General features: G+C 71.5%; 10 protein-coding genes. 1 reads left to right on the forward strand and 9 read right to left on the reverse strand.

Annotated elements, in window-relative coordinates; genetic code table 11:
* Positions 1-122: 122 nt before the first annotated feature.
* The 3 genes from ispA to tilS all read right to left on the reverse strand — a co-directional run bounded on the left by ispA (position 123) and on the right by tilS (position 3,160).
* Entirely contained in the window at positions 123-1,124 is a 1,002-nt protein-coding gene (ispA, locus tag JHW41_RS08830) for a (2E,6E)-farnesyl diphosphate synthase (RefSeq protein WP_250449659.1), read from the reverse strand.
* Positions 1,117-1,392, reverse strand: coding sequence for an exodeoxyribonuclease VII small subunit (locus JHW41_RS08835; RefSeq protein ID WP_057948264.1), 276 nt, complete (start codon positions 1,390-1,392; stop codon positions 1,117-1,119). Before JHW41_RS08835 ends, ispA begins: the two co-directional genes overlap by 8 nt.
* A gap of 466 nt (positions 1,393-1,858) precedes the next feature.
* The gene (gene tilS / locus JHW41_RS08840) at positions 1,859-3,160 is read right to left on the reverse strand and encodes a tRNA lysidine(34) synthetase TilS (protein ID WP_250449660.1); all 1,302 of its coding nucleotides are present in this window, start codon (positions 3,158-3,160) and stop codon (positions 1,859-1,861) included.
* A 106-nt stretch (positions 3,161-3,266) separates the two neighbouring features.
* Here tilS and JHW41_RS08845 point away from each other — a divergent pair, with 106 nt between their 5' ends.
* A complete protein-coding gene (locus JHW41_RS08845; protein ID WP_250449661.1) occupies positions 3,267-4,334 on the forward strand; it encodes an NADH:flavin oxidoreductase/NADH oxidase in 1,068 nt (355 codons plus the stop codon).
* Between the two features lie 114 nt (positions 4,335-4,448).
* On the opposite strand, the gene JHW41_RS08850 is transcribed toward JHW41_RS08845, so the two are convergent.
* The 6 genes from JHW41_RS08850 to JHW41_RS26700 form a co-directional block, all read right to left on the reverse strand.
* Positions 4,449-5,192 (reverse strand): transglycosylase domain-containing protein, encoded by a 744-nt coding sequence (locus JHW41_RS08850; RefSeq protein WP_250449662.1) that lies wholly within the window; start codon positions 5,190-5,192, stop codon positions 4,449-4,451.
* Complete coding sequence (locus tag JHW41_RS08855; protein WP_250449663.1) at positions 5,189-5,974, reverse strand: hypothetical protein; 786 nt, start codon at positions 5,972-5,974, stop codon at positions 5,189-5,191. The genes JHW41_RS08850 and JHW41_RS08855 overlap by 4 nt, the downstream gene beginning before the upstream one ends.
* Before the next feature lie 63 nt (positions 5,975-6,037).
* Positions 6,038-6,997 carry an acetyl-CoA carboxylase carboxyltransferase subunit alpha gene (locus JHW41_RS08860; protein WP_078998059.1) on the reverse strand — a complete coding sequence of 320 codons (960 nt, stop codon included), beginning with the start codon at positions 6,995-6,997 and terminating at the stop codon, positions 6,038-6,040.
* 261 nt (positions 6,998-7,258) lie between these two features.
* A complete protein-coding gene (gene dnaE, locus JHW41_RS08865) occupies positions 7,259-10,885 on the reverse strand; it encodes a DNA polymerase III subunit alpha (RefSeq protein ID WP_250449664.1) in 3,627 nt (1,208 codons plus the stop codon).
* Positions 10,886-11,339: 454 nt separating this feature from the next.
* Positions 11,340-11,969 (reverse strand): hypothetical protein, encoded by a 630-nt coding sequence (locus JHW41_RS08870; RefSeq protein WP_250449665.1) that lies wholly within the window; start codon positions 11,967-11,969, stop codon positions 11,340-11,342.
* 160 nt (positions 11,970-12,129) lie between these two features.
* Entirely contained in the window at positions 12,130-12,204 is a 75-nt protein-coding gene (locus tag JHW41_RS26700) for a DUF6053 domain-containing protein (protein WP_428995525.1), read from the reverse strand.
* Positions 12,205-12,230: the final 26 nt, after the last annotated feature.

Raw genomic sequence — 12,230 nt, forward strand, 5'->3', positions numbered from 1 at the left:
GCCGAGCCAAGACAACCCGGCCGAGCGGGAGCGGGAATCGTCGCCGCGCCCCGGCGCAGCCGCCGCAACGAAAAAGCGGGCCGAAGCCCGCTCGTGTCGTCGTCGCAGCGTCGCCGCGCGGCTCAGCGATCGCGTTCGATCGCCAGCCGCCCCAGCGCGTGCAGCGCGGCCGCGCGCGGGCCGAACGGCTCCAGCGCCTGATGCATCGACGCGGCCAGTTCGTCCAGGCGCGCGCGCGAGGCGTCCAGGCCGATCAGCGCGGGGAAGGTCGACTTGTCCTGGGCCAGGTCCTTGCCGGCGGTCTTGCCCAGGGTCTGGCTGTCGCCTTCGATGTCGAGGATGTCGTCGCGCACCTGGAACGCCAGGCCGAGCGCGCGCGCGTAGCGGTCCAGGGCCGCCAGCGCGGCGGCGTCGGCGCCGCCGCACAGCGCGCCCATGCGCACGCTGGCGCGGATCAGCGCGCCGGTCTTGAGCGAGTGCAGGCGCTCCAGCGCGTCCAGGCGCAACTGCACGCCGGCGCCGGTGGCGTCGATGTCCAGCGCCTGGCCGCCGCACATGCCGGCCACGCCCGCGGCCTGGGCCAGGCTGCGCAGCAGGTCGACGCGGATCGCGTCGGCGGTTTCGGTGTCGGCGAGGGTTGCGAAAGCCAGCGATTGCAGCGCGTCGCCGGCGAGGATCGCGGTGGCTTCGTCAAAGGCCACGTGCACGGTCGGCTGGCCGCGGCGCAGGGCGTCGTCGTCCATCGCCGGCAGGTCGTCGTGGACCAGCGAATAGGCGTGGATCAGTTCGACCGCGGCGGCCGGCGCGTCGAGCGCGATCGGCGCGACTTCGAACAAGGCGCCGCTGGCGTAGACCAGCAGCGGCCGCATGCGCTTGCCGCCGAGCAGCACCGCGTGGCGCATGGCCTGGTGCAGGCGGCGCGGCTCGGCCTCGCTGTCGGGCAGGACCCGCGCCAGCGCGGCGTCGGCGCGCTCGCGCCAGCGGCCGAGGACGGCATCGAGCGCGCGTGGATCGGTGGCGGCGTCCGCGCCAGTGCGCGGATCGGCGGTGGCGTCCGCGCCGGCGCGCGGATCGGCGGTGGCGTCCGCGCCGGGCGCGGACGCGGCGGCGCGCGGCTCAGGCATCGACATCGCTGCCCGGCGGGCCGGCGTTGCCGAACGGCTCGGCGCTCGCCGGTTCCTGCGGATCGGTCAGCAGGCGCACGCGCAGTTCGGCCTGCTCCAGCGCGCTCTGGCAGCGGCGATAGAGGCCGACGCCGCGCTCGTAGGCGGCCAGCGACTCTTCCAGGCTCATTTCGCCGTGTTCCATCTTCTCGACCAGTTGCTCGAGCGCATCCAGCGACTGCTCGAAATCGGCGACCGGCGAGGCTTCGGTAGTGGTTTTGCGGGGCATGGGGAAAGTGTGAGCCGGGGGGCGGACGGGGTCAATGCGCGCGGGGTGAAGAGGCCGCGTCCGCGGGTCGCAGGCGTGTGGCGGCGGGTTTCGCGCGGTTTTGGGCTGGCGTCGCGTGGCGAGGGCGCGAATCGGCGGCTTCGGCGATAGCCTCGGGCTGTCGGTGACGTCGCATCGGTGAGTTTCGCTGGGTGTTGCGGTGTCGCGGTCGCGGCTCGCGCCGCTCCTACAGGAGGATCGCGAGGCTTCGGGCTTGCCATGTAGGAGCGGCGCAAGCCGCGACCGCGCATCGGCGGCCGCGGCGATGGCCTCGGGCTGTCGATGACGTCGCATTGATGGGTTTCGTCGGGTGTTGCGGTGTCGCGGTCGCGGCTCGCGCCGCTCCTACAGGAGGATCGCGAGGCTTCGGGCTTGCCTTGTGGGAGCGGCGCGAGCCGCGACCGCGCATCGACAACGGCGGCGCAAGCTACGGTTCCCATTCCAGCCGCGCCGCGCGTTCGCGCAGCCACGCTTGCAGGCGCGCGGAGTAGAGCAGGTCGCCCGCGGCCAGCAGTTCGCCGTCGGCCGCGCTCAGCAGCGGCAAGCGTTCGCGTTCCCATGGCGGTACGCCCAAGGCCTGCAGCGCGTGCTTGATGCTGTGGCGGTGGTCGCGGCCGGGCAGGGCGATGCGTTCGCCGCCGGCGCGCGGGTGCGCGCGCAGGGCGGCGTCGAAGCGGTCGGTTCCGAGCAGATGCCAGCGACCGCCGCCCGGCAGCGCCAGCGGCGCGGCGCCGTCCCAGTCGGCGCGCCAGTCCGGCGGCAGCGGCGGGCGTTGCGGCGCGGCGTGCAGCAGGTCGCGCCAGGCGCGCACGCGGGCGCCGTTCCAGGCGAATTCGGCGTCGGCGTCGGCGCGCGCGGACAGCAGTTCGGTGTCGATCCGGGCCACGCCCTGCGCCGGTAGCGGCGGCAGGCCGAGCGCAGCGATCCAGCGCCGCAGCACCCGCGCGCGACGCGCCGGCGCCAGCGCGCGCAGGGCGCTGCGCGAGAGCGCGTGCGGGTCGAGGCTGCGCGCCTGGGCCAGGGCCAGCGCGTCGCCCTCTTCGAGCAGGCCGGCCGCGTCTTCCTGCAAGCGCGCCGATTGCGCCAGCGCCGCCGGCGCCTGCGGCCAGCGTTCGCGCAGCAGCGGCAGCACGCGCTGGCGCAGGAAGTTGCGGTCGTAGCGGTCCTCGGCGTTGCTGGGGTCGTCGATCCAGCGCAGGCCGTGGTGCTGCGCGTAGGCCTCCAACTGCGCGCGCGATAGCGCCAGCAGCGGCCGCCACAAACGCCCGCGGCCGCACTCGCGCCATTCGCGCATCGCCGCCAGGCCGTCCGGACCGGAGCCGCGCAGCAAGCGCAGCAGCACGGTCTCGGCCTGATCGTCGCGGTGGTGCGCCAACGCCAGCACTTCGCCGTCGCCGAGGCCGGCGGCGAACGCGGCGTGGCGCGCGGCGCGCGCGGCGGCCTCGGGGCCGTCGCCGCCGTCGCGCGCAACCGATACCCGCGAAACGGTCAGTTCCAGGCCGTAGCCGGCGCAGACGTCGGCGCAATGCGCGGCCCAGGCGTCGGCCTGCGGATGCAGCCCGTGGTGCACGTGCCAGGCGCGCAGGCCGCGCGCGCGCGCCTGCGGCGAGGCCGCCAGCGCATGCAGCAGCGCGCTGGAATCCAGGCCGCCGCTGTAGCCCACGCACAACGGCGCGGCGGGCAGGGCGGCGAGGGCGGCGGGGAGCGCATCGGCGCCGGAGGCAGGCATGCGCGCATGGTGCCACGGCAACGGGACGCAGCAACCCATGCGTGATGCTGCCCCGGCGCCGGGGCGCCTATACCTTGATTCGCGTTCCCATCGTGAGAGTCCCGTCGTGTCCCGGCTTTTCGCTCCGCTGCAGCAACGCTCGCTGACCCTGCGCAACCGGCTGGCGGTTTCGCCGATGTGCCAGTACTCGGCCAGCGACGGCCTGCCCAACAACTGGCATCTGGTCCACCTCGGCAGCCGCGCGGTCGGCGGCGCGGGACTGGTGCTGACCGAGGCCTGCGCGGTGTCGCCGGAAGGCCGCATCTCCGCCGCCGATACCGGCCTGTGGAACGCGTCGCAAGCCGAAGCCTGGCATCGCGTCTCCTGCTTCCTGCGTTCGCGCGAGGCGGCGGTGGGCGTGCAACTGGCGCACGCCGGGCGCAAGGCCAGCGTCGAGGCGCCGTGGCTGGGCGGGCGGCCGGTGGCGCCGCAGGACGGCGGCTGGACGCCGGTGGCGGCTTCGCCGCTGGCGTACCGCGAAGGCGCGACGCGGCCGCGCGAACTGCAGCCGATCGAGATCCGCACCGTGGTCGACGACTTCGCCGCGGCCGCGCAACGCGCGCTGGACGCGTGCTTCCAGTTGGTCGAGATCCACGCCGCGCACGGCTACCTGTTGCACCAGTTCCTGTCGCCGCTGTCGAACCGGCGCGAGGACCGCTACGGCGGCAGTTTCGACAACCGCACCCGCTTGCTGCGCGAAGTGCTGGCGGCGGTGCGCGATGTGTGGCCGGAGCGCTTGCCGATGTGGCTGCGCATTTCCGCCACCGACTGGGCCGAGGGCGGTTGGGACATCGAACAGAGCATGGAGTTGGCGCGCATGGTCAAGGACCTCGGTGTGGATCTGATCGACGTGTCCAGCGGCGGCCTGGTGCCGAACGCGCGCATTCCCGGCGACGAACCGGGCTACCAAGTGCCGTTCTCCGCGCGCATCCGCCGCGAGGCCTGCATCGCCACCGGCGCGGTCGGCCTGATCACGCGCGCGGCGCAGGCCGAGAGCATCGTCGCTCAGGACGAGGCCGACGTGGTGTTGCTGGCGCGCGAGTTGTTGCGCGACCCGTACTTCCCGCATCGCGCGGCGCGCGAGTTGGGCGCGGCGGGGCATGTGCCGGAGCAGTATCAGCGCGCGTGGGCTTGAGCCGTCGGCCTGAGCTGAACGTAAAGCGTCGGGCCTGAAGGCCCTGCCACGACAGCAAGCCCTCTCGGAGCTGGGCGCTGTCGTGGGAGGGCCTTCAGGCCCGACGCTTTCCGCTCAGTTCGCGCCGTCGCCACCGCCCTGCGCGCAGGTTTTCGCGCGCATCCGCGCCGGTATCGCCTGGGTCGACGCCAAACCGGTCTTTTCCAGCGCCCGCGCATAGCGCCGGGCGAAACGCTCGGGATGGCAGGCCGGATCGAAGTACGACGGTCCCTGCGCCAGCACCAGCAGCGCGAGTTGTTCCTGTGCCGACAGCGACCGCAGCGGCAGGTCGAAGTACGCGCGCGCGGCCGCGTCGATGCCGACCGGGCCCTGGTCGGCGAAACGGTCGCGCTCCAACACGTAGTCGATCAAGCGCTCGCCGTCGTACTCGCGGCTCAGGCGGATCGCCAGCGCGGCCTGGGTCAGGTGCCAACGCAGCATGCCGGTGCGCGCCGGCAGCCAGGTTTGCCGGAGGCCGGCGACGCGATTCAGCAGTTGCTGGTCGGCGGCCACGCTGGCCGCGCGCCCATCGCCGGGATCGGCGAACAGTTCGCGGGCGTAGCCGGGCGGACTCAGCCGGCGCACCCGGATCGGTCCGTGGCCGCCATGCAGGTTCCAGTAGAGCTGCCGCAGCGCGTCCGGATAGCGCTGTTGCGCTTGCGGCAAAGGCTCGCGCAGGTCCTTCAGCGCGTGCCAGTACAACGCATACGGCAATGCGAAGGGCGCCGCGGCGAAGGCGATCAGCAGCGCGCCGGCGACGATCGGCCAGCGTCGCCGGCGAGGCGCGCGGTCGCGTGTTGCGGTCGTGTCCCGGCTCATGCGCCGGGCGGGCAGTCGATGGGTTGCAACCGCGCCAGCGTCTGCGCCGACAACGCGGGCAGTTTGGGATCGCCGATGGTTTGCAACGCGTCGGCGTAGGCTTCACGGAACGCCTGCGCATGGCAATGCGGGTCGCGATCACCGAGGCCGCGGTCGAGCAGGACCAGCACCGTCAATTCCTCGCGCGTGAGCCGTTCGACCGGCTGCGCGAAGTAGGCCAGCGCGGCTTGCTCCAGGGTGTCGCTGTCGCGGCCGTAATCGCCGGAGTCCAGCACCAGGTCGGCCATGCGCTCGGCCGGCCATTCGCGGCTGGAGCGGATGAACAGCGCCAGCGACTCGAATTGATGGTCGTAACTGAGCTGCTGCAACGCTTCTGCGTTGGAGCCTCCCGAAGGAGAGGGCGAAGGCGCGATGATATGGGCATACCGCGCCTCGACGATCGCCGATCGGACCGCGCTGGAGGTCCAATCCACCAGCCGCAGATCGGCGGGTTCCTTGGCGAGCTCGCCGGGCCGCGCCAGATACGTCGCCACGGCCTCGAAGATCAGACCAGCGTAGCTGAAGATATTGAGCCGGCGCACGCTGATCGCGCTATCGCCGCCGCCCAAACTGCGCCACAAAATCTCGCGCGCCAACGCCGGATACTCGCGCCGCGGCTGCGGCAGCTGTTCCGGCAACATCGACGCGCCGTACCAATACGCGCCCTGCAGCAACAGGCACAGCGCCGCGAGGAGGGCGACCGCGCCGCCCCCGGCCCATTTGAAGAAGGTTCCCAGCGCCATCCGTGGCTCTCCGTCGTCGTGCCGCGCTCAGGCGGCGTCAGAGATCGCAGGCCTCACGCGGCCTCAGGCGGCTTCGTACGCGCCGTAGCCGCGCAGCCGCTCGTAGCGCCGCTGCAGCAGCTCAGGCACCGGCACGTTCTCGAGCGCGTCGAGTTCGTTGAGCAGCACCGCTTTCAGGCGCGTGGCCATCTGCTTGGGATTGCGGTGCGCGCCGCCGATCGGCTCGCGCACGATCTTGTCGATCAGGCCCAGCTCGGACAGGCGCTTGGCGGTCAGGCCGAGCTGCTCGGCCGCGTCCTTGGCCTTCTCGGCGGTCTTCCACAGGATCGAGGCGCAGCCTTCCGGGGTGATCACCGAGTAGGTGCTGTATTCCAGCATCAAGGTGCGGTCGCCGACGCCGATGGCCAACGCGCCGCCGGAGCCGCCTTCGCCGATCACGGTGCAGATCACCGGGATCTTGAGCTCGGCCATCTCCAGCAGGTTGCGCGCGATCGCCTCGGACTGGCCGCGCTCTTCGGCGTCGATGCCGGGCCAGGCGCCGGCGGTGTCGATGAAGGTCAGCAGCGGCAGGCCGAAACGCTCGGCCAGCTTCATCAGCCGCAGCGCCTTGCGGTAGCCCTCCGGGCGCGGCATGCCGAAGTTGCGCTTGATCTTGCTCTTGGTGTCGCGGCCCTTCTGGTGGCCGATCACCACCACGCTGCGGCCGCCGATGCGGGCCAGGCCGCCGACGATGGCGTTGTCGTCGGCGAAGGCGCGGTCGCCGGCCAGTTCCTGGAACTCGTCGCACATCACCCGCACGTAGTCGAGCGTGTACGGCCGCGCCGGGTGGCGGGCGAGCTGGGAAATCTGCCACGACGAGAGATCGCGGAAGATCTGCGCGGTGCGCAGGCGCAGCTTGTCCTGCAGGGCGTGGATTTCGGTGTCGATGTCGACCGCCGGGCCGCTGCTGGCATGGCGCAGCTCCTGGATCTTGGCTTCCAGGTCGGCGATGGGCTGCTCGAAGTCGAGGTAATTGGGGTTCATGCGTAGGCCATGGGCCGGGGAAGGGCACAGTCTAGCCTAGCCGGCCGGACCGTACCGATAGGCATGGGGCGGGTACGGAAAAGTGAGAAGTGAGCGGGGAGAAGTGAGGAGTGAGCGGGGTCGCAGCTTGTGCTGGCGGTTCGCTCGTCCGTGGCTTCGGCGGTGCGGCCGGCGAGGCGAGTGCGGGGCTGGGAAGCGGTGGAGAAGGAGCGAGCTCGCCGCTTTCGCTCACTCCTCACTCCTCTCCGCTCGCTCCTGCCCTCACTCCCGCGCCCACGGCTTGGACAGCGTCACCTTGACCGCCTTGACGCCCGGCTGGGCGCGCAGCAGGCCGGCCAGTTCGGCGTCGATGCGCACCGATTGCGGGCCGTTGAGATCGAGCATGCCGGCGGCGCCGTCGCGCAGCAGGTCCAGGCGGATCGGGGTCGGGCCGGGGCGTTGCTTGGCCAGCAGCGCGTCGACCCGCTGCCAGGTGCCGGGCACGCGCAGGTCCAGGCGCAGGGCCAAGCGCTGGGCGTGCTTGCCGCAGACCGCGTTGTAGTCCCAGCAGCGCGCCGCGCGCAGGGCGAAGCCGCCGCTGAAGGCGTCCTCGCGCAGGCCGCCCTGGATCACCAGCAGACGGTCGCGCGCGAGCATCGCGGCGAACTCGCTGTAGGTCTCGGAGAAGAACGCGCACTCCAGGCGGCCGCGGCCGTCCTCGATCTGCACGAACATCTGGCTGTCGCCCTTCTTGCGCAGGCCGACCACTTGCCCGGCGACGATCACTTCCAGCTCCGGGCGCCAGCCGCTGCGCGCGCTTTCCGGGCGTTTTTCCCAGATGCCTTCGAGCTCGCCGAGGTCGGTGCCGACCAGCGCGCGCACTTCCTCGCGGTACGGATCGAACGGATGGCCGCTGAGGTAATGGCCGAGCGTTTCGCGCTCGCCGTGCAGGATCTGCGCCAGCGGCCATTCGTTGGTTTCGCTGAGGTCCAGGTGCAGCGCCGGCGCGGCGGCTTCGAAGCCGCCGAACAGCGAGACCTGGCCGGCCGCGCGCTCCTTGGCCATCTGGTCGGTGGCCTTGAGCACCTCGGGCAGCTGCAGCATCAGGCTCGCGCGGTTCTTGCCCAGGCCGTCGAGCGCGCCGGCGTGGGTCAGCGCTTCCAGCGCGCGGCGGTTGAGCTTGCCGCTGTCCACGCGCTTGCAGAAGTCGAGCAGGTCGACGAACGGACCGGCGCGGCGCGCTTCCACGATCGACTCGCACACGCCGCGGCCGACGCCCTTCACCGCGCCGATGCCGTAGCGGATGGTGTTGGCGTCGATCGCCTCGAACATGTACTCCGATTCGTTGACGTGCGGCGGCAGCACGGTGATGCCCATCACCCGCGCTTCGTCGAGGAAGTTGACCACCTTGTCGGTGTTGTCCATGTCCGACGAGCAGGTCGCGGCCATGAATTCGGCGCCGTAATGGCGCTTGAGCCAGCCGGTCTGGTACGCGACCAGCGCGTACGCGGCCGAGTGCGACTTGTTGAAGCCGTACTCGGCGAACTTCTCCATCAGGTCGAAGATCGGGCTGGCCTGCTTGGCCGGGATGTTGCGCTCGGCGCAGCCGGCTTCGAACTTGGCGCGCTCCTTGGCCATTTCCTCCGGCTTCTTCTTGCCCATCGCGCGGCGCAGCATGTCGGCGCCGCCGAGGGTGTAGCCGGCCAGGACCTGGGCGATCTGCATCACCTGTTCCTGGTAGACGATGACGCCGTAGGTCGGCGCCAGCACCGGTTCCAGCGAGTCGTGCGGATAGGTGACCTCGGCGTTGCCGTGCTTGCGGTCGACCCAGTCCTTGTCCATCCCCGAACCCAGCGGACCGGGACGGAACAACGCGGCCAGCGCGATGATGTCTTCGAAGGTGTCGGGCTTGGCGCGCTTGAGCAGCTCGCGCATGCCGCGCGATTCGAACTGGAACACCGCGACGGTGTCGCCGCGCGCGAACAGTTCGTAGGTTTCCTTGTCGTCGAGGGGAAGGGCGGTGATGTCCAGCGTCGGTGCGGGGGACCGGGGACCGGGGACCGGAGACCCGGAAGCGGCATCCGCGCCGTTGCTGTTGCTGTTGCCGGGTCCCCGGTCCCCGGTCCCCGGTCCCGCGGCAGCATGCTCCTTCGCCAACCGCTTGTTGATCGCGCGCACCGCCCAATCGATGATCGTCAGCGTGCGCAGGCCGAGGAAGTCGAACTTGACCAGGCCGACCGCTTCGACGTCGTCCTTGTCGAACTGGGTCACCGGGTTGCGGCCGCGGCCTTCGCCGTCGTGTTCGGCGAACAGCGGGCAGAAGTCCGACAACGGGCTCGGCGCGATGACCACGCCGCCGGCGTGCTTGCCGGCGTTGCGGGTCAGGTCTTCCAGGCTGCGCGCCAGGTCGAGCAGGTCGCGCACGTCGTCTTCGTTGCGGTAGCGCTGGATCAGGTCGGCCGAGGCCAGCTCCGGATTCTTCGCCGCCGCTTCCGATTCGCCCAGCGCATCGTCGAGCGAGATGCCCAACGTCATCGGGATCAGCTTGGCGATGCCGTCGACGAAGCCGTACGGATGGCCGAGCACGCGGCCGGCGTCGCGCACCACCGCCTTCGCCGCCATGGTGCCGTAGGTGATGATCTGCGAGACGCGGTCGCGGCCGTACTTGCGCGCGACGTAGTCGATGACCTCGTCGCGGCGGTCCATGCAGAAGTCGATGTCGAAGTCGGGCATCGACACGCGTTCGGGATTGAGGAATCGCTCGAACAGCAGGTCGTACGGCAGCGGGTCCAGGTCGGTGATGCCGAGCGCCCAGGCCACCAGCGAGCCGGCGCCGGAGCCGCGGCCCGGGCCGACCGGGATTTCGTGGTCCTTGGCCCAGTTGATGAAGTCCGCGACGATCAGGAAGTAGCCGGGGAAGCCCATCTTGATGATGACGTCCAGCTCGATTTCCAGGCGCTGGTCGTAGTCCTCGCGGGTCTTGCCGGGCGCGAGCGGATTCTTCTCCAGGCGCTTGGCCAGGCCTTCGCGCGACTGGCTGCGCAGCCACGATTCGATGGTGTGGTCGCTGGGCGTGGGAAACGCCGGCAGCGCGTACTCGCCGAGCTTGAGCTCGACGTTGCAGCGCGTGGCCAGGGCCAGGGCGTTGTCGATCGCGTCGGGCGCGTCGGCGAACAGCGCGGCCATTTCCTCGCCGGTCTTGAGGTATTGCTCCTCGCTGTAGTCGCGCGGGCGCTTGGGGTCGTCGAGCACGCGGCCGGAGGCGATGCACACGCGCGCCTCGTGCGCTTCGAAGCCGTCGCGGTCGAGGAAGCGCGCGTCGTTGCTGGCCACCACCGGCAGGCCGCGCTTGCTCGCGGCATGCAGTGCGAAGGCGTTGAACGCGTCCTCGCCGTCGCGCTGGGTGCGGGTCAGTTCCAGGTGCAGGCGGTCGCCGAACACGCCCTGCCAATCGACCAGCCAGGCGTGGGCGAGTTCTTCGCGGTTGCTCGCGGCCAGGCGCCCGGCCAGGCTGGCGCGGCCGGCCAGCGCGAACAGGCCGTCGTTGTCCTCGCGCAGCCATTCCGGGCGCAGCACCACGCCTTCGGTGCGGTGGCCTTCCATCCACGCGCGGCTGAGCAGGCGCGACAGGCTCAGGTAGCCGCCGCGGTCGCGGCACAGCAGGGTCAGGCGGGTGGCGGCTTCGTTGCCGTCGGCCAGTTGTACGTCGGCGCCGATGATCGGCTTGATGCCGGCGCCTTCGCAGGATTTGTAGAACTTGACCGCGGCGAAGATGTTGTCGAGGTCGGTCAGGGCCACGGCCGGCTGGCCGAGGGCGACGCAACGCTTGACCAGCTCGCCGATGCGGAGGGTCGAGTCGGCCAGCGAGTATTCGCTGTGCAGGTGGAGATGAACGAAAGGAGCGGACATGCGTACCGGTTCTGCGGCCGTGCCGGGGGCAGCTCGTGCCGGGCATCGCGCGCCTTGGCGGCGGGAGCCCGGGACGGCAGTCGGCACGGCGGGGAAAGTGCCGGATTGCAGGGTATCAGCCCGGCGCCGTGGGGCAAGGCTTGACACGGCGCGATCGCCGGCGCGCGGCCGATCTCACCGGATTGGGAATCGTGCGGCGCGCGGTTGGGCGCGCGGATGCCGGACCCGGCGACTGTAGGAGCGGCGCAAGCCGCGACCGCGGGGCGGCCGGTCGCGTCGGCGGCGACGCCATCGCTTACGCAGAGCACCGCCCGATCGCTGGTTGCGCGGCAACCTCGCGAGCCGCGAACGCTCGAGCCGCGGTCGCGACGCAATCGGTCGCCCCGCGGTCGCGGCTTGCGCCGCTCCTACAGGGAGCCGGTGCAGGAGCGCGGTGGCGGGCCGCGCCTTGCGTTCACGCGATCCGGAACACCGGCTCGGGCGTGCGTCCGTTGGCGTAGTGGCTGTCGCTGACCCGGGCGTGGTGCTGCAGCAGCGCCAGTTCGGCGAGCCGGTCGCGCGCCCAGGCCGCGCGCTGCGCTTCGGCGTCGCCGGAGGGATGCTCCAGCCGCCGGTAGGCGCAGAAGTCGCGGTAGTCCTCGGCTTCGGCGGCGAACGCCGGCCACGCCAGTTCCACCAGCAGCACGTCGTCGAGCAGGCCCAGCAGCGGCACCCGGTCGGGAATCAGGTCCTCGTCCTGGTCGACATAGGCGAACAGGCGCTCCAGCCGCCGGCGCAGCGCCGGCTCGCAGTTCCAGGCCGGGTCGGCGGCCATCGTGCGCAGCTCCTGCAGGCAGCGCAGGCGCTCGTCGACCACATGCCGGGCCTGCTCCGGCGCCAGCGCGGCCAGCCATGCGGCCAGCCGCTGCAGGCGGTCGGCGTCGACCCGGGCGGCATCGGGGTGGAGTTCGTGCAGCAGCGCATCGAAGGCGGCGATCGCCGCCGGACGCAGGGCCATGGCCGGCTCGTAGGGCTGCAGGTGGTGCGGCGGCGCGCGTTCGAACGGCAGCGGTTCGGCGGTCGGGGTGGGGTGAGGCATGCGCATGGAACACCTCGCGTCCGGCCGATTCGGGGGCGGGGAGGTTCGCGTCGTGGGCCGGGGAACGACGCGGACCGGTGCGTTGGGAGGATGGCCAACGATGCGCCTGCCGCGAGTCTGCGCGCGAGGGTCTGAAGTCGCTGTGACCTGTGGCACGCCTGGGCGTTCAGGCGGTTGTAGTGGGAGGGCCTTCAGGCCCGATGCCTTTGTTCCAAGCCGCGGCGATCTGAAACCAGAGCATCGGGCCTGAAGGCCCTCCCACAACCG

It is taken from the genome of Lysobacter enzymogenes, assembly GCF_023617245.1.
Taxonomy (GTDB): domain Bacteria; phylum Pseudomonadota; class Gammaproteobacteria; order Xanthomonadales; family Xanthomonadaceae; genus Lysobacter; species Lysobacter yananisis.

Bases quoted from the DNA above. Each gene is read 5' to 3' on its own strand.
- JHW41_RS08855 (WP_250449663.1), bottom strand. From the start codon at position 5,974: ATGGCGCTGGGAACCTTCTTCAAATGGGCCGGGGGCGGCGCGGTCGCC.
- dnaE (WP_250449664.1), bottom strand. From the start codon at position 10,885: ATGTCCGCTCCTTTCGTTCATCTCCACCTGCACAGCGAATACTCGCTG.
- ispA (WP_250449659.1), bottom strand. From the start codon at position 1,124: ATGCCTGAGCCGCGCGCCGCCGCGTCCGCGCCCGGCGCGGACGCCACC.
- tilS (WP_250449660.1), bottom strand. From the start codon at position 3,160: ATGCCTGCCTCCGGCGCCGATGCGCTCCCCGCCGCCCTCGCCGCCCTG.
- JHW41_RS08835 (WP_057948264.1), bottom strand. From the start codon at position 1,392: ATGCCCCGCAAAACCACTACCGAAGCCTCGCCGGTCGCCGATTTCGAG.
- JHW41_RS08870 (WP_250449665.1), bottom strand. From the start codon at position 11,969: ATGCGCATGCCTCACCCCACCCCGACCGCCGAACCGCTGCCGTTCGAA.
- JHW41_RS08850 (WP_250449662.1), bottom strand. From the start codon at position 5,192: ATGAGCCGGGACACGACCGCAACACGCGACCGCGCGCCTCGCCGGCGA.
- JHW41_RS08860 (WP_078998059.1), bottom strand. From the start codon at position 6,997: ATGAACCCCAATTACCTCGACTTCGAGCAGCCCATCGCCGACCTGGAA.